This window comes from Chitinophaga varians, assembly GCF_014529945.1.
Classification (GTDB): domain Bacteria; phylum Bacteroidota; class Bacteroidia; order Chitinophagales; family Chitinophagaceae; genus Chitinophaga; species Chitinophaga varians.
This window is the reverse complement of record NZ_JACVFB010000006.1, coordinates 522,765-548,036: the sequence shown is the minus strand read 5'-3', so window position 1 is coordinate 548,036 and position 25,272 is coordinate 522,765. Positions and strand designations below refer to the sequence as shown.

Here is a 25,272-nt window from a genome sequence, read left to right as displayed (position 1 = left end):
TCGCCTGAAAGTACGCCTTTTTCAGTGTTTCTCCCGCTCACGCCTATACTTTTTCTCCTTCCACAATGCTTACCTCCGTGATATCCAGATCGATCACCCGTGTGAGCCGCAATCCGGAACGACGGAACAGTTCATCAAATTCCGCTACCGTTCTTTCTTTTCCGCCTGTTACCACCAGCATGTTCACATCCATGAATTTTGCGCCATGAAGCGTGTTGCCTTCCGGGACCACACCGTCTACGATCAGGATTTTACTATCCGGTTTCATAGCCTTGCTGACAACGCTCAGGATGCGCACGGAGTCTTCATCATCCCAGTCATGAATAATCATTTTCAACAGATAGGCGTCTGCGCCGGGAGGTACCTGCTCAAAGAAATTACCGCTGACAGCCGAACTGCGATGGCGAAGCTGTGGATCGGCGGCCAGCAATGCAGCTGTTTGTTCCACTACATAAGGCACATCGAATACAATTCCGGACGCTCCCGGCGTCCGCCTCAGGATGGCGGTCAGCAGCGAGCCATTGCTACCACCCACATCGATGATCGTTTTGAAGGCAGAAAAATCATATTTATCCAGAATAGCAGGACTCAGAAAGCTGGTCACCGCTGTCATGGCCTTCATAAAATTCTGCCCTTCATCGGCGTTCTTTTTGTAAAACTCCCAGAGATTCTCTCCGTAATACTCGTCAAATGCCGTTTTTCCGGACCTGACACTGTCTATTAAGTTGCCCCATGGCGTATAAAATTCGCCCAGTTCTGCCAGCAGAAAGGCTTTCATGCTGCCTTCAATATTACCGATCAGCGCAACAGCATCAGGCGTATTGGCAAATATGCCCGGTGTCTGTTCTTCAAAAACCCCGTTGGCCGCCAGCAGCTTCAGCATGCGATGAAGCGAGGGTGCATGTGTTCCGGTTTCCGCCGCCAGCGTAGCGACGTCCAGCGGGCCGGACGCAAGTATTTCCGCTATGTTCAGCCTGGCAGCAGTATATACACAACAGGAAACCCAGTGATTGGTGATATGGCGAAGAATGTTGCCGGTATGTTCAGGAGTGGCATGTAAGCCGGATAAATCAGTGCGCATAGGATAGTTTTTTAAAAGATAATGGTGTATCTTAAATTTAACCATACTCCCTGTCGCCCTCACTGCAGCGATAGTCTTTATTTTCAACGATATAGATCTAAACCCACACCAACAATCTTATGAAAAAATCGCACTGGGCAGAACCCTACAAAATCAAAATGGTAGAACCGCTCCGGAAAACCTCCCGTGAAGAACGCAAAAAGCTGATTGAAGACGCCGGATTTAACACCTTCCAGCTGAAATCCGAAGACGTGTACATCGATCTGTTGACCGACAGCGGCACCAGCGCCATGAGCGACCGTCAATGGGCTGGCATGATGATGGGCGATGAAGCCTATTCCGGCAGCCGCAACTTCTACCACCTGGAAGCTGTGGTACAGGAATATTACGGGTACAAGTACGTAGTGCCGACGCATCAGGGCAGAGGTGCAGAACACCTGATTGCCCGTTTGCTGATAAAGCCCGGTATGTATGTTCCCGGTAATATGTACTTCACCACCACCCGGCTGCACCAGGAACTGGCAGGCGGCAATTTCATCGATGTGATCACCGATGAAGCCCATGACCCCGATTCCGATTTTCCATTCAAGGGAAACATAGACCTCCAAAAGCTGGATGCCATCATCCGGAAGGCAGGCGCAGCCAATATTGCCTATCTCAGTTTAGCCACCACCGTGAACATGGCCGGCGGGCAACCCATATCGCTGGCAAACATGAAACAGGTGCGGCAACTCACGCAGCAGCACGGCATCCGTATCATACACGACATGGCCCGCGTAGCGGAAAATGCTTTTATGATACAACAACATGAGCCGGGTTATGCAGACAGCACCGTCGCCGCTATTGTAAAAGAAATCTGTTCCCTGACAGACGGCGCCGTCATGAGCGGCAAAAAAGACGCGCTGGTAAATATCGGCGGCTTCCTCGCCCTGAACGACGAAGGGCTGTATGAAGAAGCTAAAAATCTGGTGATCGTATACGAAGGGATGCATACCTATGGCGGCCTCGCCGGGCGCGACATGGAAGCCATGGCCATCGGCATCACCGAATCTGTGGGCGAAGCCCATATTGCGGCCCGCGTATACCAGGTGCACTATCTGGGCAACCTGCTGAAAGAAGCGGGTATCCCGGTATTGAACCCTATCGGCACACATGGCGTATTTCTCAACGCACGCGCATTTCTACCACATCTGCCACAAACCAGTTTCCCCGCACAGGCGCTGACAGTAGCCCTGTACGAAGCCGGTGGGGTACGGACGGTGGAAAGAGGCATCGTGTCTGCCGGCCGCGACAAAGAAACCGGTGATCACCACTACCCATCGCTGGAACTGGTGCGCCTGGCCATCCCCAGAAGGGTGTATACCCTCTCCCATATGGACGTGGTGGCCGATGCCATCATAGAAGCCCATGAAAACAGGTTCAACATACCAGGCCTTGCCTTCACGATGGAACCCAAATACCTGCGGTTCTTCCAGGCACGGTTCAGGCAACTGGCGCCGGAACCGGCGGCTACAGCGCATTAATCAACACACCTTATCCTGATAGATAAAAACCCTTCCCCGCCGGGAAGGGTTTTCTTTTAAAAAAATGAACAAAAAGAAGCCATAATCATTTTTTATGAGGGAGGCAGGGAGCGCTTCCTGATAAAAATGATACCATGGAACCCAAACTCATCATCGACTGGACACAGATGCCCACCTACAATACTGTGATGGCGGTGGCCGCGGGCGCAGCATTACTGTCCATCGCCCGCCTCTGCAAACGGCTATACGAAAACCAGGAAATCAGGCCACTGGGCATCTGTATCAATTTCGGTATGTTAGGGACCATCTTATTTTGTACCGGCCTGCACATGACGCTGACCTGGCCGATGGCCAAATACTTCCCATTTGATAATATCATTTTCGGAGAACCCAGTCTTACCCTGGGCGTATTGCTGTTGGGACTGTCATTTTATTTTCGGCAATACCAGCATCAGGGAGGTTTTTCATTGTCCGACATCTCTAAAGACCTGTACGAATGGAGATTCCTGCTGTATGGCATCGGCCTTGCGCTCATAGCCATCGGCTTCGCAGGCGTTACCTTTCAGCTTTTCGCCGCACCAAAAGAAGAACCGATATCCGGCAATTTTGCGGACTATCCCATGCTGGAAGCCACCTTTATCTCTCTGCTATATGCACTGACCGGCTTGTCAGCCTTGCTGACACCCCCCGCCTTACGGCAATGGATACACGCCCCGGCTACCCTGACCGGTGTACATAAAGCAACGTATGTTTTCCTGATGCTCACCGGTACGGCCTGGCTGCTTTTCGGGGCGCTCAACTTCTTCACCCATATAGGCCTGATTGTGCATACCATGTGATAAAATTGTAAGTTGCAGGGTGATGACCGATTTTTCTTCCATACTTCAGCTCGACAGGGAAGTGCTGGCCACGCTGGCCAATGCCTACAGCAGCTACGCCACCTACCTCGATGAGGGGCAGTCTGACGACTACCCCACCATCGCCGGCAGTTACATGAAAGCTGCCGGCTACACTATGCTCTATGACCAGGATACCGCCAGGGACTGGTTTTCCCGGGCCACGGCTTACTTCATCCGTGCCGCAGATACCTACGGCATCATTGCGGCAATTTGCAGTCATCAGTCGCCCGATATAGAAGTAGGCGCCTCCCCCACACCCGACCTTCAATTTTATCAGTTGTTGTGCAGCTATTATAAAGAGGTGCCCGTCGACATCACCGCTTATCAGGAGCCGGTAGGAAAGTTACAGGTCCCTATCCGTCTATATATGGAAGCCTTCGATGCCACAGAAGAAGCCACACAGGCCACCGACCTGCCCACCGCCTGGAAGCCGTTACTCACGCGGATGCATACACGTCCGCGGCTGCTCAGTAAAGACACACGGCGTTGGCGCAGCCTCGAAGGCACCATCAACCCGATAGAACCGGAGACCATTGCCACTTGCGTAACGTTGCTGACAGTAGCGCAGCGGCAGGGAATTACGCGGGAAAGTATAGAAGAAGTGATAGCGCAGCAAAAGGATGCAGGGTTTATCGCGGTGAAGATAGCGGTGTTATTGACCGCAGGCCAATGAGATAATTGGATTCCAAATCATTTTATATTAGCTGATGATTAACCTTTGAAAATGCAGCTTAGGTATCAGTACAATCTTTCTTACTATTACTTTTGCGACTCTTTTCAAAAACACTATTACAATCCAGGTTTAGCATGAGTAATAAGTTTGCCCGCTTTCTGAACACCCAACAACAAATCGACGACTTTCTTACTGGTCCCTTAGGTTTGGACACATCAACCTTACCAGACAATGTACCAGCCAGAATTAGTGTTTGTGAAAAGGGTGTATTGGACGGCCTGGAAAACCCTACTTCATTCTCCGCTCACTATCGAGTTAAAAAGTATACAGATCAACACCAAAGACTAGCCTTGCGTAATCAAATCGTTCGGGAACTCTTTTCCAAACAGCTTCTAAGAAATGATGATAAAGTATGCTTAGGCAATGGTGGCGCAATGCCTAAAAAAACATTCAGAAAGAAACAGGCATACCTGCTGATTGGGCTTCCTGCATCTGGAAAGTCTGGCATAGCAGCTCAAATAGCAAAAACAAAAGGGGCTATCGTTCTGGATTCAGATTTAGCAAAACGTAAATTACCTGAGTACACACTATATCCATGGGGGGCATCATTGGTGAATGCAGAATCTTCCATTATTGTTTTCGGCGATAAAGGCGACCCTTCTTTTACTTCATTATACGAATTAGCTGTGAGAGAAAAATATAACATAGTGGTTCCTAAAATTGGAGCAGAACCTCAAGATATCATTCCATACTGTATAAATTTAAAGAAACTGAAATACAACGTGCATTTAACGCTAGTATATCTGCCCAAAGAAAAATCCACAGTAAGGGCTTTAAATCGCTACCTTTCCTCTAACAGGTATGTCCCATTAACGCTTATATTCGATGTTTTCAGTAACAATCCGGCATTAACCTATTTCAAGCTAAAAAATGCCAAACAAGATTATATTGACACATTCGGAATCATTAATACAGATGTTCCTGCCAATAAACCATTTTTACACACAGATCTCTCCGGAAACTCCAACCCAGCAAAAATGTACCAAAAAGCTCAAAATGTCTTAATTTAGTACTATGACTACATTATCTAAAAACAAACACTCAGAGTCTACCACCGCTTCCAAGGCTAAAAAAGCCAGTTTTAGAAGCAGATATAACGCGGCTATGGTAATATTGTCCAATATCACTAAATCTGAAATTGACGCGATGAGCGCAGCCACAGAACGTGTGTTGAAACAAAAAATGCAAAAAGCCTGACACCAGGAGGCGGCAATACCACTCTCAGCCTTCTCCTCTAACTGGAATCATTCCTGAGTTTGTCTCCCTCACTTACTGTATTCTTTTTATCCTTCTCACCACCGTATAATCACCGGTGATCTCCTCATCATAATTCATATATTCATCAAAGATGCCGGGGTCACGGAAATACGTACCAACACTTAGATACCCGAGGTCCAGCCCACCACCGCCACAGAGGTTACAGCCGCCATCGCCGCCTTTGAGGAACCATTCGCTGTCCATCATCACTTCAGAGCGGTAAGGATTGTTGGCGATCACCAGTCCGAAGTGATTGGGGCTATCGAGATAATCTTCTTCGTCGTTGCCTTCTCTTTTGAAATAGAGATAGTTTTTATCGTAATCCATGGAATCGCCCCATGGGTATAGCGTTCGGGAGCCGCCACCACAGAGGTATTCCCATTCATCTTCTGTGGGCAGCCGGAATCCGGCGTCCTGTATTTCCTGTGTCAGTTCTTCCCGGGAAGCGGGTGCATACAGCCATGCCTGAATATGGTCACCGTCTTTTATCAGGCGGAAAGAGTCATTCACGGTGTAGTTCCAGTGTTCGCGGGGAGAGGCTTTTACTTCTTCGAATGTTTTTTCAAAATACTCGTCCGAGGTGAGGCGTTCGTCGGTTAATTCCACGGGGAAGTATCCGGTGGCGCGATAGGTCCGTTCTACGAGCATAGGGCCGATAGTCGCGGTGCGCACCGGCGACAGCCGCTCGCGGATATAGTTCTCCATCTCCCCGATATTATTATCAAACATCTCCGCTATATTCTTTTGATTCACGGCAGCCATATGCCAGGTATCAAGGCCCAGCACAACAGTATCGCCGGGCACAAAAACAAATTCTGTCCCGTCATGGTCGAGGACAGCGGTGAAAGTATGCTGACCGAATTTTTCGAAGGTCTCAAAACGTTTGATGGTAAACTCCGGAAACTGTGTGGATATCAACTGTTGTAAAATAGCTTCGGCTTCCGTGCGGGGCAAGGCATTCCACGCCTTACGATCGTATACATGGGTTACGCTCATGAAAATTAGGATGATTTCTGGCAGCTAATGTAGCCAAATTTCATGATTTCAATAAGGAGGCGTAATGCAACGTTTGCAGACGGCCATTTCCTACAATATTGAATTCCACTTTCTGCTGGGTGTTGTCTTTCCCTTTGAGCGTAAGCGTGATTTTATTTTCTCCTTTTTTAAGGGGGATGCGTGAGTAATAGATAGAATGGGGCAGGCTTTGCCAGTTGCGGGTGTCGGCCTTTTCAGCTAAGGTGGAGAGCAAATTAAACAGTTCACCGGCTACTTCATCATTTTTCCGGATCTCATATTCTGCCAGTTTTTTGATGGCCAGCCGGGTGAGCGCCAGTCCCATTTCTTTCAGGAAGCGCTCCTGTAAGGTGCGGAAGGCCAGCTGGTTCACGTCTTCCACTTTTTCCAGTGTGGTAGAGAAGGTGCTGTCGCGCTGGATGTCGGCGGTGGTGTAATACAGTGGTTGTTCCACATAGCTGGGGAAGGCCACCCGGAAGGCTTCCAGGTGTCGCCGCAGGCGATGGCAGGAGTCGTGCGGGAAAAGGTTGAAATCGAAAGGGATGATGACCTGTGTATTGGGATCTGTAAAGACAAAATTGCCCGGTCCTCTTTCGGTGAGGGTAAAGAAGAAATTGCTTTCTGCTTTTACCGGCGCCAGTCCGTTTTCCCAGATCACCAGTACGGCGCCGCCGTCGCTGTCGGCGGGGCGCTGGTACACACGACCAAATTGTTGTTCATAATATTGCACTTCCTGCTGAAAGCCCAGCTGATCGGCCGTACGCAGCAGGTCTACCTGCAGCTGTGCCGGTAGATCCACGCCATAATAACGTCTGTCGGGCGCCTTCAGGAAAATATCGGCAGCATTGCGATAGGAGATAAAAGCATTGTTCACATCGCCGGCACTTTCATAGACGATGCCCTGCACAATCAGGGAAAAAGCGTCGTTGCTGTATTTTTTATCGTTGTTTTTTTTCCGGTCGTTGAGGGCGTAGGTGCCCAGTGAAATACGGCGCGCCTCTACCTCGGCATCTTCCAGCTGGTGCAGCTTCAGGTAGTTGATGGATTTATAATAGTGGATCAGTAATCGTTCAAAGTCTTCTCCCTGGTAAATCTGCATGGCAGGATTGATGACGAGCCCCTTGGCCTGGTCCAGCAATCTGCTGCCGCGGTAGCCCGACAGGATGGAATCTGCTGCGTTGAAGTACAGGTTACTTTCGTGGTAGCGTCCCTGCAAGAATGCTGTTTTCCCTTTTTCCATGTTAAACAGCAGCTTGTTACGGCCATAGCGGAAAAAGCGTGCTTTGTCCAGCTCAGTGGAAGCTTCCGCGAAGCGGCCCTGCGATACCGCCTGATAATAGGGCGCTACCGCATGGTTATACGTACGGCATGAAAAAAAGAAGGGCACAGCCAATGCCAGCGGCAGCCACCGCTTCCACTGACGAACAGAGATAAACATGATACGCTTTTGAGATAAAAATGTGCGCCGGCAACACAGACAACCGGCGCACGGTCACCACAGTGGTAACGAGTATGTAGGTTCTAATTCTTCACATATTTGGCAATCTTCTTATTGCCAATCCATTTTACTTCGTTGCTTTGCAGGTCGGTCAGTTCCAGGTCTACCTGATAATACACTACCATTTGCCTTTTATGTGAATCTACGATAGAGTTGATGCTACCCTGAAGTATATAATCTGCTCCCACTTCCAGCCCCCATTTTTTCATGGTAGACACAGACGCATTTTTTTGTTGATCTGCCCTTTCACCGCGCAGCTCTTCTCTTTTCGCGCCGCCCTGTACCAGCCTTACTTTCTGGGTGGTCACAAAAGTACGTTCCATGTCTTTGACGAAAGTTTCAGCATCGATGTGTTCATGGCTTTTATTGGTGACCATGCCTACGATCACGACCGGCTTTTTACCACCATGTTGTTGGGTGAATTCGGACAACCAGTTTTCACCGAGGGCGCTGGCGATCATTTCTTCTGCCGTAAGCCGGGAGTCAGTATTATTCCAGCGACCGCTGATATCGATCTGTTGTTTCTCGTCTACCCTCGTCACCTTGCGGGGAGCGCATCCTTGTATTACAGCAGCGGACATAAGTATCCCGATCAATGCGGGAGCATTCATTTTAAACATCAGGTTGAAATTTTTTAAACGATGATTTTACTAACGGAAAAGCCAGTAGGCGCCCATGGCCAGTGTGGTAACTGCCGCCAGATCGTGCCAGTCGAAAGAGGAGCGGCCGTAATGATGCCGGTAGTGACCGAATCCGTAGGCAGGATAGCCATATCCGATGTTATATCCCGGATAGCCGTATCCGTAGGTGTATCCCGGATAGCCCCATGTATCCCAGCCGCGGGCGCGGCGTTCCAGGCGGGCCTGCCGCTTTTGTTCCCGCCACTCTCTTTTGGCTTCCATAAACTGATACGCCTTATAGGTTTTCTGCACGGTCTCTCCTTCACGGGCTGTCAATGAATCTTCGTGGATCAGATACAGCGCCATACTTTCCTGATAACGGGGGTTCTGGTCGGGCAACAGTTGCTGTTGCGCCATCGCAGGTCTGGCCATGGTAAGCAGACAGGCAACAATAGCTGCCTCGAAGTGATGATAGCGGATACAGTACCTCATAAAATTCGTTGTGTTCACTAAAGTGACGCGTCCCGAAGTCTTTTCCCCCTACCGTGCAGGTTGTTAAAAATCCGTTAAGGTGTTTTTACGGAACATTTTGCAGTGTGAGGACGTTATGCAAAGCAAAACAGGCTGTCATGATGTCGACCGTATCACTCCGCAGCGCTGCCGGCAGGTGGGTAGTCACCTCCTCCATTCTGGCTTCAGCCATGGCTTTCATCGACGGCACCGCGCTGAACGTGGCCCTGCCTTCCCTCCAGCGTAGCCTGCATGCGTCGGGCACCGATCTCTTCTGGGTATTAAACGCCTATATGCTGATGCTGGCGGCCCTCATACTGTTGGGCGGCACACTGGGCGACCGGCTGGGGCGGCGCCGCATTTTTATGATCGGCATCCTTATTTTCATCGCTGGTTCCGCCGCCTGCGGACTGTCGGGCACCGTCACCATGCTGATCATTTTCCGGATGATACAGGGCATCGGCGGCGCGCTGATGATCCCCGGCAGCCTGTCGCTTATCTCTTCGGCGATTGATGAAGCAGAAAGAGGCAAAGCCATCGGTACCTGGTCGTCGGTGACCACGCTGGTGACCATCGGCGGACCGGTCCTGGGCGGCGCACTCGCCGATGCCGGCCTGTGGCGGTATATCTTCTTCATCAATATACCCATCGGCGTGATTACCCTTTTATGCCTGTGGTGGAAAGTGGCCGAACAGGAAGTGCCCGCCGATGCGCCAGCACAGGACTATCCCGGCGCGGTGCTCATCGTATGCGGACTGGCGCTGCTGACATTTGGCTTCCTGCGCGTGCCGGTATCCGGCTTCGGCAGCCTCCCGGCTTATGGCAGCATCATCGTGGGACTGTTACTATTGGTGGCTTTTATCATCACCGAGCGGCGCAGCCAACACCCGATGCTGCCGCTTTATCTCTTTAACAACCGCACCTTCACCGGCACCAACCTGCTCACCTTTTTCCTGTATGCCGGGCTGAGTGGCAGTATGTTGTTTATGTCGCTGAACATGGTGCAGGTACAAGGCTACAGCCAGCTGGAATCCGGACTATCATTTCTTCCTTTCACACTACTGATGGTGTTGCTGGCCCGGTTGGCAGGCACGCTGGCCGACAAATACGGGCCGCGGTGGTTTCTGATCATCGGTCCCTTTCTTGCGGGCACCGGCATGATATTGTTATCACTCGTGCAGCAAACAAACGGACCTTCCTCCTATTGGACAACTTTTTTTCCCGGCATTTTTGTGCTGGGGATGGGCATGACGCTCACCGTTGCGCCGCTTACCGCTACCGTCATGGGATGCGTGGGCAGCCAGCTTTCCGGCACCGCCTCCGGTGTCAACAATGCCATTACCAGAATTGCCGGTGTATTTGCCGTGGCTGTTTTCGGCGCACTGGCCGTGCTGTTCTTCTCCGGGTCTATACAACCTTCGCTGGAACACCTCCCCCTGACAGCAGCGCAAAAATCCGCCATCATGGCGCAGACAGCCAACCTGGGCAATGCGGCCGTTCCGGCTGGCCTTCCACGTAACCAGCAGATACAGATCACACATATCTATCATCAGCATTTTATCCAGACCTACGGTAAAATAATGGCCATGTGTGGGGTACTGGGATGGCTGGGGAGCATCATGGCTTTTATATTTGTCAGATCCACCGTAACAAAGGATAAACGTTAAAATATAGGTTAAACGCACCGGTAATCGCTAACTTATCATCATAGATTAATCGCTGCAATTACTTTCCCATACGCTGAACATCTCTTATTTTAGCTGTCTCATCGTATCCGGATAAGCTTCAACTTAAAATTGCATCTATGCGATACTTCCTGTTCGTTTTATCCCTGATCACTTATTTCCCGGCTCTTTCCCAAACACCCGGGAAGATCATCTTCACCAGTCAGGCAGCTCCGGCAACGGCCATCACCACACCTTACACCCTGACGCCCAAAAGCGACCTGTTTTTCACGGTCAGCCTCGACAGCCCGCTGGTACGTTATCTGCAGGCACTGATGCCTGAAACTAAACAGGAAACGTTACTTCAGCAAGGCAACTATCAGTTCAGCCTATACGTAGACAAACGCCTGTGTTACCAGAGCAATCTCAACCCCGGCGCCCCTTCTGCCCAATCGAAAATTCATGATACCATTCTCAGCAAACCATTGATCCACCACCAAGGGGCATTCGCCATGTGGAGCGAATATTACTGGATGCGGTTTATGAACAATGGCGGCGACAGCGCCCTCACGGAAGGCCCGCATTTGTTGCGCATGGAAATAAGACCCTATGTCAATGATCCGGTGAAGGGCATAAAAACCGGCGCTTTGATGGCCAGCGGCGAGCTGCCACTGATCGTCAACAGGAAACCGGCCATTGACACAACGAAGGTCCCGTTAAACACACCCGCGCCTTATAACGGCCTGCCTGTTTCCCATGGCGACTTTGACCGTAATATGGTCAAACTGTTGAAAGGAAATATTGAAGCAGGCGTGTTTCAGAAAATCACCAGTATGGCGGTAGTCAGCAACGGTCAACTGATCATCGAAGCGTATTTCAACGGTTCCGGCCGGGATTCTACACATGATGTACGTTCTGTCGGGAAGTCCTTTGCCAGCGCCCTCACTGGCATGGCCCTGCGCGACGGCTATCTGAAAAGTGCAGACCAGCCACTGTCAGACTTTTATAACCTTTCTTCATTCAACAACTATTCGGCCGATAAAGCAAAGACCCCGCTGAAGGCGCTGCTCACTATGAGCAGCCGCTTCGATGGCGATGACAATGACGATCAGTCGCCCGGCAACGAAGAAAACATGTACCCGACCGACAACTGGGTGAAGTTTGCGCTGGACCTTCCTTTCAAGCATAGCCGCCAACCAGGGGAATGGCATTATTTCACCGCAGGCGTAGTGGTGCTGGGCGATATATTACATCAACGCGTGCCGGGTGGACTGGAACAATATGCAGACCGGCAGCTCTTCCGACCTTTGGGTATCACGCATTATCAGTGGCAGTATACGCCGCAGGGCGTTGTCAGCACGGCGGGTGGTATCCGTATGAACACGCTCGACTTTGCCAAATTCGGACTGCTTTACCAGCAGCAGGGCCGCTGGGAAGGCAAACAGTTGCTGCCCGCTTACTGGGTGCAACAATCCTTTACCCGGCACAGGACCATCCCCGGCCGGCAAAACGAATATTATGGCTACCTGTTCTGGAACAAAACTTTCCGTGTCAATGGCAGAGACTATGAAGCTTACTACTGCTCCGGCAATGGTGGCAACTATATCCTGGTGTTCCGTAATACGCCGCTGGTGATCGTGATCACCGCGGAGGCCTATAACCTCCCCTATGCCCATCCGCAGATAAATACCATCCTGCAGCAATATCTGTTGCCCGCGTTGCTCCGGTAAGCTCCCACATTTTTTTGGTCAATTCAAAATTCGATGCTACATTTACGTAACTGGTTACGAAACCAGATAACAAACAACTGAATGTAAAATGAGCTTTTTCGATACCATCGGTAAAATGGCCATTGGCAGCAGGTTACGGCTGCTGACCGATAAAATAACGGAAGATGCGGCCCAAGTATACGGCATGTACGGCATCGACATGCAGCCTAAATGGTTCCCGGTGTTTTACGCATTGTCGCGCGGGGAAAACAAAACGATCACGGAGATCGCCCGGGAGATAGGGCATTCCCATGTATCGGTGAGTAAGATCGTGCGGGAAATGGTGCAAAAGGGATTCATCAAAGAGAAAAAAGACAAAACAGACGGGCGCAAAACGGTGGCAGGCCTTTCTGCCAAAGGCATGGAGGTCAATGAAAAAATTGCGGCGCAATATATCGACGTGAACAATGCCATCGAGGAACTGTCGGCCCAGACAAAACATGACCTCTGGAAAGCCATGGAAGAATGGGAATTTCTGCTGGAACAGAAATCACTGTTGCGCCGGGTACAGGAGCAGCAAAAATTACGCGAGAGCAGCCAGGTGAAAGTAGTGCCTTATCAACCGGCATACCAGCAGGCATTTCATGACCTCAACGAAGAATGGATTTCCAAATACTTTAAAATGGAGGCTTCTGACTACAAAGCCCTGGACGACCCGGAAGGACATATCCTTAAAAAAGGCGGTCATATTTTCGTGGCACTTTACAACGATGAACCGGTGGGTGTTTGTGCATTGATTCCCATGAAAGATCCTGACTATGATTTTGAACTGGCTAAAATGGCCGTGTCTCCCCGTGCACAAGGCAAAAGCATTGGCTGGTTACTGGGCAAAGCATGCATTGAAAAAGCGCGTGAACTGGGTGCTTCCAAACTATACCTCGAAAGCAACACGATACTAAAACCTGCCATCAGCCTGTATCACAAGATGGGCTTTCAGAAAGTGGCCGCCAGAAAATCGCCGTACGAACGCGCCAATATCCAGATGGAACTGAGCTTATAGGAAACGTTGTTGTATCAACGCCATAAAATCAGGACGGAACTTTTCGCTTAGCGGAATACGCTTATCAGCGATATGAATATGATTATCCAGTATCCGCTCTATCTGGCTGGTATTAACGATATAGGAATTATGTACACGGATAAAGGGCGGACCGAGCTGCTCGGCAATCTCTTTGAGCCGTTTGTACACCAATACTTCTTCTTTGCTGGTGACTACCCGCACATATTCTTTTTCTCCTTCAAAATACAGCAGGTCCTGCAGCCGGATACGCTGCAACGTTTTACCTGACTTCACGAAGAAGTAATCCTGCTGGTCCTGCTCTTCCGCTTTATCCGCCGGTGCGGAGAGGCGGAAGGCAGCTTCCACCTTCTGACGGGCCGCCAGGAAACGCGTCAGCGTAATAGGTTTCAGCAGATAGTCCAGTGTCTGAAAATTATAGCTGGCCGCAGCATATTCAGAATAGGCGGTGGTAAACACTATTTTGACATGGCTGGGCAACAAACCAGCCAGCTCCATACCGTTGAGGCGTGGCATATTGATATCCAGGAACACCACATCTGCTTTGTGATGCTTTAAACACTCCAGCGCTTCCAGCGCATTGTAACATACGCCCACTATATGCCAGTTGGTCGTCTGCCGGATATGTAATTCCAGCAGTTTCACGGCATTGGGCTCATCATCCACGATCAGGCAATTCAAACTCATAAGGGAACGGTTAAGGAGGCGTTAAAATGGTTATCTGATCTGTCAATCTTTAGTTCAAATTTATCCCCATACAACAACACCAGGCGTTTTCGCAGGTTGTCTATCCCTGATCCCCGCTGACCGGCGGTTACCGGGTGTCCGGGCAATTCATTACGGGTATTGAAAATGAGGTGATTGTTTCGGCACAACAAGGTAATAGCTATCTGATTCTGTGTACTGGTCTTATCGATACCATGCTTGAAAATATTCTCTACAAAAGTCATCAACAGCATAGGCGGTATACAATGGTCATCATCTATGTCTTTGATGAATGTTAAGCCAATTTCATGCCGGATGCGTATTTTTTCCAACGCTATATAGTTTTCCAGGAAATTAATTTCAGTAGATAAATTGACTTTGTCCTTCGGACTTTCATCCACAAAATACCGCATGATCTCTGACAACCTTTCTATCAGTGAAGCAGTATGAGGCGCTTCCCTAAAGGCTTCATAATAAATGTTATTCAGCGTATTAAACAGGAAATGCGGCTGTACCTGCGACTTCAGCAACTCCAGCTCTGTTTGTGTATGTTGCTGCTGCATTTCTTCTGCCTTACGTTTCAACACAAAATAGGCAATAAAAATCCGTAGAATGAAGCTCAGCAGAAAGATTGTCAGCAAACCGGATAGATTACGTACAATAATCTGGGTAGTTACCGGTGCAGGGTCCGGCTTCATGTTAAAAAAAGTATTGTACAGCCACATCATGCTGTAAGTCCGGAACACCCCCACTGCCAGCAGGCCCACCAGCGCCAGGATGACATACAGCAGCTTTCTGTTTTTCAAAAACAACCGGGGATACAAAAAACTGATATTGCCATATACCACCAGCGCATAAAAAGCGGTGTTCAGCAAGGCATAGGCGCCCGACTGCATGATGCCGTCTTCCGGCAGCAACGTAAAAAACAGCAGCAGGAGGAGCAATATCCATAAGCCCCATTGCAGCCGTACCGTGGCCGGCATTGCTTTTAAAATTCCCATGGCTGAAAATAAAGGTTAAACAACTGTTGTTCAAAGGTACCAGAACAGCTGGTCTGTTACCCGTTTATTTCAATGGTTGCCCTGTTTTGCTCAACCATTACCCCTTCTTTTTTAATCAATCAGATCATACTGCAGATGTAGGCCATCAGTTGAATTTATCCAGGTGATGATTGAATTAAGTTGATCCGCTTACGCGGATGATCAACATTTGTTATATCAACAAATGTACATCCTGTTATGACAATGTTCTCCTCCCGCCGTTCTTTATGGCTGCTGTTTATCCTGCTGTTTGCCCTGCAACAGGCGTCTGCACAGGCAGACACGATCAGCCCCCGGCATCATGCCCTGAATACCCGCTGGCTGCAGCCCGGGCTACGGCAGTATCTTGTATACTTTCAGTTTCCCGACAAACCTAAAATGCTCTCCTTCTCGCTCTGGATGCGTGAAATTAGTAAGCGCCAGCACGATCATCAACCAGTGATTGAAGTTAAACAAAGTTGGTACAACACGGACAGCAACTACTTCAGAAGCTTCTATTCCATCAATAGTGAAAAAGACTTCTCTCCGTTGTACCACTCCGAAGTTGCTGCCACCGGAAAAAAAGCCTATAACTGGTCAGCTACCGGCATTAAAGGCGCCGATTCTGTAGCTGATAACAAAGCCGCCGGCTACACGCTTGACTTCAACAGTCCAAATTACAACTGGCACCTGGATATTGAAACATTTGAAATGTTGCCACTGGCCGCCGGCAAAACATTCTACATCCTGTTTTATGATGCAGGCCTCGATCCGCCGGCCTATGTAAAATACACCGTTACCGGCAGTGAAACACTGACCACGCTGGACAATCGGCAGGTGGACTGCTGGATACTCCATACCGGCGGCACCACTCCGCAAGGCTGGCCCTATGAGCAATCTTTCTGGATCAGCAAAACCGGGCATGAGCTGCTAAAAGAAGCTGACAGCTATAATGGCCTGTTCCGTTACAAGATAAAATTGCCCGGCCTGACCCCTAATTTACCGGAAATCGTACGTCAGGTGACGGCTAAAAAACAATAGCTTTCCGTTTACCGATAAAAATCCTGCTTTCACCGAAGGGGCGATGCCTTCAACTGAAAAAGCCTGTTCCCGCGCCATCGGCTTACCTAGTTTTGTATCATCAAAAACAGGTACTATGAACAAAGTAAATGAAATGAAAGCTATCCGACAGGTCAATGATGAAATTTACCGGTCGTTTGAAACGCTGGATTTCAGAGGCGCCGCCACCCATCTTACGGAAGACTGCGACTACATTACTTTCAACGGCATGCACCTGAAGGGACGGGAAGAATACATCACTTCCCACGAACAGCTGATGAGCAATTTTATGTTCCGCGGCGCCAAACTGGAAGGTGAGATCGACCAGATGCGGTTCCTGAACGACCGTACGGCAGTGGTGATTGCCCGGGGCGCTATCCGCTTCCGCTGGCAGAAAAAAGCACCGCAAAGCCGCCAGTCCATCAACACCACCCTGTGGATCAAAAACAATGAAGACCAATGGCAGATGGCCGCCTTTCATAATTGCCGGATTAAGAAGCCAGGCTGGCTAATGCAACGTCTGATGTCGATAAAGAAGAACTGAAGCTCCCGGTATGCGAAGATGAAGTAACTGGATTTGTTCGGACAAAACACTACTTTTACAGGTCTTTCGCATATCAGGAGAGTCAGTAAATTCTTTGTGCCATGCTGTTACTTTTTGCCTTCGCCGCTTTGATAATGGTGCTCACGCCGGGCCCGAACATGATTTACCTCGTTACCCGCTCGGTAACACAGGGCAGAAAAGCCGCCATGATTTCGTTACTGGGTGTTGCTGCCGGATTACTGTTCCATATCACGCTGGTTTCTTTTGGCCTCACCAGCATCCTGATGGCCATCCCTTACGCTTATACTACTCTGAAGGCCATTGGTGTGATGTATCTGCTGTATATGGCATGGCAGGCGTTAAAGCCCGGTGGGCGGGCAGTATTTGAGCATACCGGTCAACTCAAAAACGATACGCCCCTTCGTTTGTTTAGCATGGGGTTGTTTACCAGCATCCTGAATCCCAAAATCGCGGTATTTTACCTGTCACTTTTTCCCCAGTTCATCAAACCGGAATACGGTCCTGTACTTACGCAGAGCCTTACGCTCGGGTTTATTCAGCTGATGATCAGCTTCACGGTCAACAGCCTGATCATCTTTTCCGCTGCGCGGGTAACGCGCTGGTTCAGCACCAATCCCAGCTGGGTACGCGCCCAGAGATGGGTGATGGGCAGCGTCTTCGCGGGACTGGCACTGAAAATGGCGCTGGACAAAGGCAAATAGCCTTAATCGATAAAATTTTTCTGGTCCGTTGGTTTGCCTGTCTCCACATGGCGTGACGGCGCAAAGTAGTCGTAGTAATAAAGGTGGGCCTTTTCAAACAGCGCCATCTGCGGCTTCAGTCGTTCGAGGTATTGATCAAAATTCCTGGTGGCCGGCTGCGTCCAGGCAGCTTCTGCAAACGCTGTGATGCGGGGGAACAGCAGGAAATCTAGTCGTTTTGGATTGGAGATGGTCTCTGACCACAGGCATGCCTGTACGCCGAGCACCTGCTTTTCGTGTCCGTGTACCGCGGGAAGTGAGGCTACTGAAAAATCATACACCGTTCTCAGGTTATTGTACTCCCCTACTTTCCACCTGCGGCCTATTTTATGCGTGCTGTCCTGTACAAAGTCGAAATAAAAAGGCAGGCGTGGGCAAATCACTACGTCGTAGCCTTTGTCCAGCGCCATTTTCAGGTTCTCTGGTTTTTCCTGGCGCCACCAGCATACGATGGTTTTGTTGGCCGGCAGGCTGGCCGTGGCAATTTCATCCCAGGCCATTACCTTGTTGCGCAGGCTGAATACGGTATCGGCCATACGCTGAAAGAAATAATCTTCCACCTGTTTGCGATTGACAAAACCTTTGGCTTTCATCAGGCTGATCACGCCGGTATCGGTGTCCCATGCCTTGTTGCCGAAAGACACCTCATCACCGCCGAGGTGGATCATGCCGGAAAGAAAGAGGCTCTTTGTTTCTTTCAGGATATCCGCCAGGTATTGATAAGTACCTTCTTTGCCGGGATTAAAAGTAAAAGAGGGGTATTTCTCCGTACCGCCGCCGTCGAAGGCAGGATAGGCCCTGTTGGCCGCGCTGGCATGGCCTGGCATATCTATTTCCGGGATCACCTCGATGAAACGTTCCTTTGCATACACCACGATTTCGCGGATATCCTCCTGGGTATAGAAAGCAGCCGGAGCTTTAGGGTCGGTATGATTGCCGATGCCGCCAACAGTCGTGAGCAGCGGGTATTTTTTTATTTCCAGCCGCCAGCCTGGCGCGTCTGTCAGGTGCCAGTGAAAGCGGTTCAGTTTATAGAAAGCCATCCAGTCGAGGATAGATTTCACTTTCTCCTTACCAAAGAAAAAGCGGGATTCATCGAGCATAAAGCCGCGCCAGGCGTAACGGGGCGCATCTGTGATGTTCCAGCGGGGCACCTGCCGGATAGTGCCGGTAGGAGCGGTCATTTCCACCAGTTGCAGTAACGTGTTGATACCGTTAAAAATACCTTCCGGACTCCCTGCGGAGATGACAGCGTCGGCCTTGTTCATCCGAAGCGTATAACCATTGGGGTTATCCCCTGTTTTGCTGCGTTCCAGGGTGATCATCGTCGCCCTGCCCGATTTGCTTTTCTCCGCATCCCTGATATTAAACCGGCGTCTCAGTTCCTTGCGGAGATAATCGTCCAGCCGGTACATGCCGTGGTCTTCATCGTGGCCTCTGAGCGCGATCACCACTTCATCGTTGAGTATCATATCACCGTTGGCCCGGGAAGACTGTGCCGGCAGCGGAATAACAGGGCAGGCCTGTTGCGCAGTTAACTGCTGGCAACAGACCCACATGAGCATACATAAAAAAACTGGCTTCATTGTTCGGTTGATAATTTCAGGTTGATAGTTTGGAAATGATCAACGCACAAGATACAGTTTTACCTATATTTTTCTGAACACCACGATACCATTGTGGCCGCCGAAGCCGAAAGTGTTGCTGACAGCTACTTTCACATCTTTTTCCACCGCTGTTTTTAATACAATCTGCAGTCCCGCCGGGATGGCAGGGTCCAGCGTGGTGGTGTTGATGGTAGGTGGTATCACGCTGTCGGTGATGCTTTTGATGCAGGCGATGGCTTCAATAGCCCCTGCCGCGCCCAGCAGGTGCCCTGTCATGGATTTGGTAGCGCTGATATGCAGATGGTGAGGCGTAGCGCCAAACAGCCGCGTAATCGCCGCTATTTCGCTGAGGTCGCCCACCGGCGTGGAAGTAGCGTGCGCATTGAGATAGTCTACCTGCTCCGGGTTCAGTTCTGCTTCCTGCAACGCGCTTTTCATGGCCTGGAAGGCGCCAAGGCCTTCCGGGTGCGTGGCAGTCATATGATAGGCGTCCGCCGTCATGGCGGCACCGGCTACTTCCGCGTAGATATGGGCGCCACGGGCCTTAGCATGTTCGTATTCTTCCAGCACCAACGCAGCTGCACCTTCGCCCATCACGAAGCCGTCGCGGTCCATATCAAAAGGCCGCGAAGCCGCCGCAGGGTCATCATTTCTGACAGACATCGCTTTCATGGCACAGAAACCGCCTACAGATGCCGGCGTGATAGGCGCTTCAGAGCCGCCGGTGATCATCACTTTAGCTTTGCCGAGGCGGATATAGTTGAGCGCGTCCATGATGGCCGTATTAGAAGTAGCGCAGGCAGAAACCGTGGTGTAGTTGATGCCCATCAGACCGTATTTGATGGAGATCATGCCCGAAGCCATATTGGTGATCAGGCGCGGCACAAAGTAGGGACTGAAGCGCGGGTTGTAATCGCCGGTTACATATTCCGTCACCTGTTCCTCGAACGTCTGCATGCCGCCCTGGCCGGAGCCCCAGATCACGCCGGTATCAAAAGGGTCCATGGCGGAGAAATCGATGCCCGCGTCACTGATGGCTTCCGCCGCGGCGGAGAGGGCATATTGTGTGAAGGGGTCGGTCTTGCGTATTTCCGCCTTGTCCAGCGCCGCAGCGGGGTCATAGCCTTTCAGTTCACAGGCAAATTTTGTCCGGAAGCGGGAGGCATCGAAGCGGGTAATGGTGGCAGCACCGCTGGTGCCGGCTACCAGGTTGTTCCAGAAGGAGGCCACATTGTTTCCCAAAGGAGTGACTGCCCCCATACCGGTGATAACAACTCTTCTCATAGTATGTGATTTTATGAACGTAAGTCTTCCAGTAGTTGCCGGCTGATCCTGTCAAATGTTTCAGGGCCCATGACCCTGGCCAGCAGCAGGGAAGATTGAAGATTGGAGATGACCAGCAGGGCCCTGTCGCCCGCTGAGCCTTTGAAGTGGAAGCGTTTGTTGTTGCGGCCATTTTCCAGTACGGCCGTCACCCATTCCACGATCGCTTCCGCCATGTCGTTGATTTTATCCTGCATAGGCGGTGTCAGTGTTTCGTAATCAGGCGCCAGCGATCCCATGAGGCAAACGTTGCCCGCATAACAATGTCTGCGGAATACGTCGAACAAATGGGCGAGCTGTTCGTCTTCCGGCAGCTCCTGCCACCGCTGCACGTTGTGCTGAAAGCGGTCCATCTCTTCCTTCACCACCGCAATGCCCAGGTCGGCCTTCGATGGGAAGTGATAATGCACCGCTGCATTTTTTACCGCCAGCGGATCCGCAATGTCTTTATAACTGAAGGCATTGAATCCTTTTATGCGGATCAGTTTATCCGCCAGCGACACTATTTTATCTTTCATGACCGTCATATCAATCCTGCCTTAAATGCGCCTGCAAAATACTTACTTACCAGTAAGTAAGCAAATATTTTAAAAAAAATTTGGTGAATTGAAATCAATGCTTACCTTTGCAACCCCTGATCACAATATCAGTTGCCCAGATGGCGAAATTGGTAGACGCACTGTGTTCAGGTCGCAGCGCCTGCAAGGGTGTGCTGGTTCGAATCCAGTTCTGGGCACGTAAAAAGAAAAGGCTTGTAAGTTGATGCTTACAAGCCTTTTTTGATTTAGTCAAGTGTCGTTTTAAACGGTCTTTTATCGCTTCTCTTTACTCATTACAACAGTCCATTGATAAAAATATCGAGTTGCAAAAAGATTTGTTCACTAAACATAATTTCTGTTGATTTGCTTACCTCTTTACCAAACTAATCAACACGCCTAAAAAAACATCGTACGTATTGTAGTAACCCGGATTCCAAAATAACTATAGACCCTTAGTATCATTTGCCTTTCTGGTAAGTCAATCTCGCTTACAGGATTTTTAAGTAGTCACCTATTGGTTTTGCCGGTAGAAAAGCCGCATGGATACAATTGCTCTTTTGGCAGCTGTCGATTAGGGGAGAGGCAGACTTACCCTGTTTTATTACTCAAAATAACATACATTATGAAGTTACGAAACCAGTTTTATGCTCCGGCATTGTTCATCTCTTTACTAATGACTGCGGCATGTCAAAAAGACGCAGCGATATCAGATTATCCACGGTCCGAACAAACCAAACAGTCAGACAGCGACGTACCGGTTACTGCGAAGACCACCGTCGTCGGTAGTTTTACCGGTGATGGGGTTTACAAAATTATATCGAAAAGTAGCACAAGGGCGATGGATGTGAGAGGTAGTTCAACGCTGGATGGCGCTCAAATACAACAGTCGGCCTGGGATGGGGGCAATGCACAACGCTGGCGGGCCACCAAATTGACCAACGGTTACTATAAAATTACTGCGCTGCATAGCGGTAAAGCGGTAACAGTTGGTGATGCGCCATTAAACGATGGCGCGAGAATATTACAGTATCCTTATACTGATGATCTGAACCAGCAATGGGAATTTATACTGGCAACGGAATCCCCCTTTATCGTAAATACACATTATTTTATCCGTAACCGGCTGAGTGGTAAAGTGATTAATGTAGAAGGTGATGCAGGCTGGGACGGAGCGCCTTTAATCCAGTGGCCAGGCACTTATAACAACAATAACATTTGGGAGATAACCAGATTGGCAGACTAACCGAACATTCTTACAAATTACAGTATAAACATTAAAAATATCCGGGAATGAAAATACGCAACAAGCTCTCTTTATATTTCGCTTATGCATTTGCTCACATACTTTTGATTTCCTGTCAGCGGGAAAATCTGGAATCCATATTGGAGGACAAGCCCACTGCTGGCGAAACCGCTACTGGGAAATCCTCGCTGACCGGAGTAGATGCTCCCATTGCAGATGGCATATACCGCATTAGTGTGACCAGCACCGGAAAACCTATGGACGTGCGAGGCAGCTCACAGGCAGAAGGAGCAGTTATTCAGCAATCACAATGGGACGGTGGCGGTGCGCAAAAGTGGCAGGTCACCCACCTGGGAGATGGTAATTATAAAATCACAAACGTGGGGAGCGGAAAGGTGGTATCAGTTGAAGGCGCATCTCTCGCTGACGGCGCCAGAATTGTACAGTACACATGGAATGGCTCGTTACATCAACAATGGTGGATAAATCATGTGGGAGCAGGGCGCTATTATCTGGTCAACCGTGCAAGCGGAAAAGTCATCAATGTTTCCGGAGATGCTGGCTGGGATGGCGCAGAATTAATCCAATGGCCGCCTTCAGGGGGCTCGAATGATAAATGGTATTTTGATAAACTGCAATAATGTCTTACAGGCACACATCCCCCAATGTGCACCCGTACACCACACAAACAAGAAAAGGTCGGAGATTTCTCCAATCTTTTCTTGTTTTTAGGCCTTTCTGACTCCCCCAACGGCTTTTATTCTCCTACGTGGCTTAGCGGACTAATCCTGTTTCAGATTATTCCTTTCATCCGGTTACCTGTAAATATGTAACTTTGAATAACCATGTCAAGCACAGCTCTACAGGAATTTTATGACAAGTATGTTAATAACAGAACGCTGGAAGCCAGCGACTTTCTGGGGCATTTTAATGTCTTACAATGGCAGGACCTGCAAAAAGATCCTGAGTCCTGTAAAAAACTACAGCGAAAACCGCTTTATAAAATCGCCCTTATTACCGGGAAAGCAACCTATAGTTCCCATGATCATACATTCCAGGTGGACGGCAGGAATATACTCTTTATGTCCCCCGCGACCAGATGTAGCTTTTCAACTGCTGACCCTGAATTTGATGGTGAATACTGTGTTTTTACCGAGCGTTTTCTAAAGGGAACGAACCGTTTATCTTATCATAACTGGCCGGTTTTTAAAGGAAATAATATACATGTAAAAAAGCTAAACGATAACCAATACGAGGACATTCATAAAATAGTCAATGAAATAAAAAATGAATGCCATTCGCTTTATCCTTTCAAAGAGCAATTAATTTTAAACAGGATTTTTGATATCATCCATTACGTCCAAAAAACAGGGACGAACATAGGTTCCGGCAATACACCTTCAGACAGCATCAGTGAACGCTTCTTAACGCTATTGGATGATGAATTTTCTGAAATAAACCCATCCATGCCGCTACAGGGAAAATCACCTTCCTATTTTGCCGGATTATTAAATATAACGGTTGACAAACTAAATATAAATCTGAAGGGTAGTATTGGCAAAACAACACAGGAGCTCATTCACGAGCGAATCATATCAGAGGCCAATATTATGTTACGACATTCCGCTTACTCCATGAAAGAAATTGCCTGGTGCCTCAGCTTTCAGGAGACCTCTCACTTTCTCAATTTCTATAAGAAAAATACCGGAATGACACCGTTAACCTATAGAGGCAAGTAACTTTTTTTTGCACCTTTTCAACGCTATTTTGCACCCCTGTAAAAGTGCATTCCGCCTAGCTTTGCCTTCGTCTTAAATTAATACAAAATGGAAAAATCATTTTTAGTTATCGGAACCGGCGAACTGGGCCAGGCAATGCTGAATAGTTTACTGACTTACCAGCAAACTCATTCTTTTACAATGGGAGTTTTGATACAACGATCAAGGATTGGAATGGACGAAGTAAGTCAACATGAAAATTATAAAAACGTTACCATTGAAGCGGCTGATTTAGTAAAAGACAGCAAAGCGGACCTGGCTTCTATATTCAGAAAATATGACACCGTAATTTGTTGCAGCGGATTTTCAATAGGCGCAGGTATGCAGGTAAAAATTACCGAAGCGGTGCTGGAAGCAGGCGTAAGAAGGTATATTCCCTGGCAATTTGGAGTCGATTATGATAAAATAGGAAAAGGGAGTGCACAACCTGTATTTGATGAACAATTGGATGTTCGTCAGTTACTACGTTCTCAAAATAAAACACACTGGATTATTATATCAACCGGCATGATCACCAGTTTTATATTCCGGGAAGATTTCGGGGTGATCAGCCTGCAAAATAAGGTCATCCATGCCTTGGGCGACTGGCAACATTCTCTCACGCTTACGTCTTGTGAAGATATTGGAGCACTGACTACGGCTATCCTGTTTCAAACACCGGAGTTATTGGACCAGGTTATTTTTGTAGCCGGAGATACCGTCACATTTGAGGAAATAGCGGATAAAATGGAAAAATTGTATCGTACTAAATTTCACCGTGTGCGCTGGAGCATTCCTGAATTAAAAGAAAATCTGCAACAAGAACCTGAAAATATTTTCAACCGTTATCGGCTGGTGTTCACTCACCCGGGTGTCACCTGGCCCATGTCAGGTACATTCAATGCTCAAAAAGGAATTTCAACAACAGGCATTGAGCAATGGGCCAAAGAAAACCTACTGAAATAGTAGTAATGCCATTCATTAGACTACGCATGATCGGCAGGTTGGTAACCTGCCGATTTTATACCTGCGTCTGAGCCTGATATAAATATTAGGCCCCCGCGTTTTTATTCTGCGCCAGTCGAAACAGGAAATATTTTAATCGATTCCTGAAATCTATGTGTTATAC

25 protein-coding genes and 1 tRNA gene are annotated in these 25,272 nt (G+C 49.0%); 16 read left to right on the top strand and 10 right to left on the bottom strand.

The features are described from left to right. Nucleotides 1-43: 43 nt before the first annotated feature. Nucleotides 44-1,081 carry a methyltransferase gene (locus tag ICL55_RS28740; RefSeq protein ID WP_188104158.1) on the bottom strand — a complete coding sequence of 346 codons (1,038 nt, stop codon included), beginning with the start codon at nucleotides 1,079-1,081 and terminating at the stop codon, nucleotides 44-46. Between the two features lie 119 nt (nucleotides 1,082-1,200). Between ICL55_RS28740 and ICL55_RS28735 the strand changes: the two genes are divergently transcribed. The 5 genes from ICL55_RS28735 (at nucleotide 1,201) to ICL55_RS28715 (ending at nucleotide 5,433) form a co-directional block, all read left to right on the top strand. Beyond that, nucleotides 1,201-2,604, top strand: coding sequence for a tyrosine phenol-lyase (locus ICL55_RS28735; protein WP_188104156.1), 1,404 nt, complete (start codon nucleotides 1,201-1,203; stop codon nucleotides 2,602-2,604). A 134-nt stretch (nucleotides 2,605-2,738) separates the two neighbouring features. After that, the gene (locus tag ICL55_RS28730) at nucleotides 2,739-3,443 is read left to right on the top strand and encodes a DUF981 family protein (RefSeq protein WP_223151630.1); all 705 of its coding nucleotides are present in this window, start codon (nucleotides 2,739-2,741) and stop codon (nucleotides 3,441-3,443) included. A gap of 22 nt (nucleotides 3,444-3,465) precedes the next feature. Continuing rightward, nucleotides 3,466-4,176 (top strand): hypothetical protein, encoded by a 711-nt coding sequence (locus ICL55_RS28725; RefSeq protein WP_188104154.1) that lies wholly within the window; start codon nucleotides 3,466-3,468, stop codon nucleotides 4,174-4,176. A gap of 134 nt (nucleotides 4,177-4,310) precedes the next feature. Then, nucleotides 4,311-5,246, top strand: coding sequence for a zeta toxin family protein (locus ICL55_RS28720; RefSeq protein ID WP_188104152.1), 936 nt, complete (start codon nucleotides 4,311-4,313; stop codon nucleotides 5,244-5,246). Nucleotides 5,247-5,250: 4 nt separating this feature from the next. After that, on the top strand, nucleotides 5,251-5,433 hold the full coding sequence (locus tag ICL55_RS28715; RefSeq protein ID WP_188104151.1) for a hypothetical protein: 183 nt from the start codon (nucleotides 5,251-5,253) through the stop codon (nucleotides 5,431-5,433). 72 nt (nucleotides 5,434-5,505) lie between these two features. Here the strand turns inward: ICL55_RS28715 and ICL55_RS28710 are convergent, their stop codons facing one another. The 4 genes from ICL55_RS28710 to ICL55_RS28695 form a co-directional block, all read right to left on the bottom strand. Further along, a complete protein-coding gene (locus tag ICL55_RS28710; protein WP_188104149.1) occupies nucleotides 5,506-6,489 on the bottom strand; it encodes an SUMF1/EgtB/PvdO family nonheme iron enzyme in 984 nt (327 codons plus the stop codon). A gap of 40 nt (nucleotides 6,490-6,529) precedes the next feature. Continuing rightward, the gene (locus ICL55_RS28705) at nucleotides 6,530-7,945 is read right to left on the bottom strand and encodes a COG3014 family protein (RefSeq protein ID WP_188104139.1); all 1,416 of its coding nucleotides are present in this window, start codon (nucleotides 7,943-7,945) and stop codon (nucleotides 6,530-6,532) included. Between the two features lie 83 nt (nucleotides 7,946-8,028). Next, nucleotides 8,029-8,625 (bottom strand): penicillin-binding protein activator LpoB, encoded by a 597-nt coding sequence (locus ICL55_RS28700; RefSeq protein ID WP_246496655.1) that lies wholly within the window; start codon nucleotides 8,623-8,625, stop codon nucleotides 8,029-8,031. 30 nt (nucleotides 8,626-8,655) lie between these two features. Next, entirely contained in the window at nucleotides 8,656-9,117 is a 462-nt protein-coding gene (locus ICL55_RS28695) for a hypothetical protein (protein WP_188104137.1), read from the bottom strand. Nucleotides 9,118-9,254: 137 nt separating this feature from the next. On the opposite strand from ICL55_RS28695, the gene ICL55_RS28690 reads away from it, so the two are divergent. The 3 genes from ICL55_RS28690 to ICL55_RS28680 all read left to right on the top strand — a co-directional run bounded on the left by ICL55_RS28690 (nucleotide 9,255) and on the right by ICL55_RS28680 (nucleotide 13,568). Further along, nucleotides 9,255-10,802 (top strand): MFS transporter, encoded by a 1,548-nt coding sequence (locus ICL55_RS28690; RefSeq protein WP_246496654.1) that lies wholly within the window; start codon nucleotides 9,255-9,257, stop codon nucleotides 10,800-10,802. Nucleotides 10,803-10,939: 137 nt separating this feature from the next. Beyond that, entirely contained in the window at nucleotides 10,940-12,529 is a 1,590-nt protein-coding gene (locus tag ICL55_RS28685; RefSeq protein WP_188104135.1) for a serine hydrolase domain-containing protein, read from the top strand. A gap of 88 nt (nucleotides 12,530-12,617) precedes the next feature. After that, complete coding sequence (locus tag ICL55_RS28680; protein ID WP_188104133.1) at nucleotides 12,618-13,568, top strand: bifunctional helix-turn-helix transcriptional regulator/GNAT family N-acetyltransferase; 951 nt, start codon at nucleotides 12,618-12,620, stop codon at nucleotides 13,566-13,568. Here ICL55_RS28680 and ICL55_RS28675 read toward each other — a convergent pair. Further along, nucleotides 13,563-14,273 carry a LytR/AlgR family response regulator transcription factor gene (locus ICL55_RS28675; protein WP_188104131.1) on the bottom strand — a complete coding sequence of 237 codons (711 nt, stop codon included), beginning with the start codon at nucleotides 14,271-14,273 and terminating at the stop codon, nucleotides 13,563-13,565. The two genes, ICL55_RS28680 and ICL55_RS28675, sit on opposite strands and share 6 nt — an antisense overlap. Continuing rightward, on the bottom strand, nucleotides 14,270-15,292 hold the full coding sequence (locus ICL55_RS28670) for a sensor histidine kinase (protein ID WP_188104129.1): 1,023 nt from the start codon (nucleotides 15,290-15,292) through the stop codon (nucleotides 14,270-14,272). The genes ICL55_RS28675 and ICL55_RS28670 overlap by 4 nt, the downstream gene beginning before the upstream one ends. 237 nt (nucleotides 15,293-15,529) lie before the next feature. On the opposite strand from ICL55_RS28670, the gene ICL55_RS28665 reads away from it, so the two are divergent. The 3 genes from ICL55_RS28665 to ICL55_RS28655 all read left to right on the top strand — a co-directional run bounded on the left by ICL55_RS28665 (nucleotide 15,530) and on the right by ICL55_RS28655 (nucleotide 17,635). Continuing rightward, nucleotides 15,530-16,351 carry a DUF3108 domain-containing protein gene (locus tag ICL55_RS28665; protein WP_188104127.1) on the top strand — a complete coding sequence of 274 codons (822 nt, stop codon included), beginning with the start codon at nucleotides 15,530-15,532 and terminating at the stop codon, nucleotides 16,349-16,351. 115 nt (nucleotides 16,352-16,466) lie between these two features. Continuing rightward, nucleotides 16,467-16,913 carry an SgcJ/EcaC family oxidoreductase gene (locus tag ICL55_RS28660; RefSeq protein ID WP_188104125.1) on the top strand — a complete coding sequence of 149 codons (447 nt, stop codon included), beginning with the start codon at nucleotides 16,467-16,469 and terminating at the stop codon, nucleotides 16,911-16,913. Between the two features lie 101 nt (nucleotides 16,914-17,014). Further along, nucleotides 17,015-17,635, top strand: a complete 621-nt coding sequence (locus ICL55_RS28655) for a LysE family translocator (RefSeq protein WP_188104115.1) — start codon at nucleotides 17,015-17,017, stop codon at nucleotides 17,633-17,635. 2 nt (nucleotides 17,636-17,637) lie between these two features. Here ICL55_RS28655 and ICL55_RS28650 read toward each other — a convergent pair whose 3' ends face one another. The 3 genes from ICL55_RS28650 to ICL55_RS28640 all read right to left on the bottom strand — a co-directional run bounded on the left by ICL55_RS28650 (nucleotide 17,638) and on the right by ICL55_RS28640 (nucleotide 21,122). After that, nucleotides 17,638-19,260 (bottom strand): beta-N-acetylhexosaminidase, encoded by a 1,623-nt coding sequence (locus ICL55_RS28650; RefSeq protein ID WP_188104113.1) that lies wholly within the window; start codon nucleotides 19,258-19,260, stop codon nucleotides 17,638-17,640. A 63-nt stretch (nucleotides 19,261-19,323) separates the two neighbouring features. Continuing rightward, nucleotides 19,324-20,565: a beta-ketoacyl-ACP synthase II gene (gene fabF / locus ICL55_RS28645; RefSeq protein WP_188104111.1), complete on the bottom strand. Its 1,242-nt coding sequence runs from the start codon at nucleotides 20,563-20,565 to the stop codon at nucleotides 19,324-19,326. An 11-nt stretch (nucleotides 20,566-20,576) separates the two neighbouring features. Further along, nucleotides 20,577-21,122 (bottom strand): TetR/AcrR family transcriptional regulator, encoded by a 546-nt coding sequence (locus tag ICL55_RS28640; protein ID WP_188104108.1) that lies wholly within the window; start codon nucleotides 21,120-21,122, stop codon nucleotides 20,577-20,579. 134 nt (nucleotides 21,123-21,256) lie between these two features. Between ICL55_RS28640 and ICL55_RS28635 the strand changes: the two genes are divergently transcribed. From ICL55_RS28635 to ICL55_RS28615, 5 genes are all read left to right on the top strand, one after another. Beyond that, nucleotides 21,257-21,340: transfer RNA gene (locus tag ICL55_RS28635), tRNA-Leu, on the top strand. A gap of 425 nt (nucleotides 21,341-21,765) precedes the next feature. Further along, nucleotides 21,766-22,386, top strand: coding sequence for an RICIN domain-containing protein (locus ICL55_RS28630; protein ID WP_188104106.1), 621 nt, complete (start codon nucleotides 21,766-21,768; stop codon nucleotides 22,384-22,386). A gap of 47 nt (nucleotides 22,387-22,433) precedes the next feature. Continuing rightward, nucleotides 22,434-23,027, top strand: coding sequence for an RICIN domain-containing protein (locus ICL55_RS28625; protein ID WP_188104104.1), 594 nt, complete (start codon nucleotides 22,434-22,436; stop codon nucleotides 23,025-23,027). A gap of 204 nt (nucleotides 23,028-23,231) precedes the next feature. Further along, complete coding sequence (locus ICL55_RS28620; RefSeq protein WP_188104102.1) at nucleotides 23,232-24,125, top strand: helix-turn-helix domain-containing protein; 894 nt, start codon at nucleotides 23,232-23,234, stop codon at nucleotides 24,123-24,125. 87 nt (nucleotides 24,126-24,212) lie between these two features. After that, a complete protein-coding gene (locus tag ICL55_RS28615) occupies nucleotides 24,213-25,109 on the top strand; it encodes an aromatic alcohol reductase (protein ID WP_188104100.1) in 897 nt (298 codons plus the stop codon). The last annotated feature ends 163 nt before the right edge of the window (nucleotides 25,110-25,272 follow it).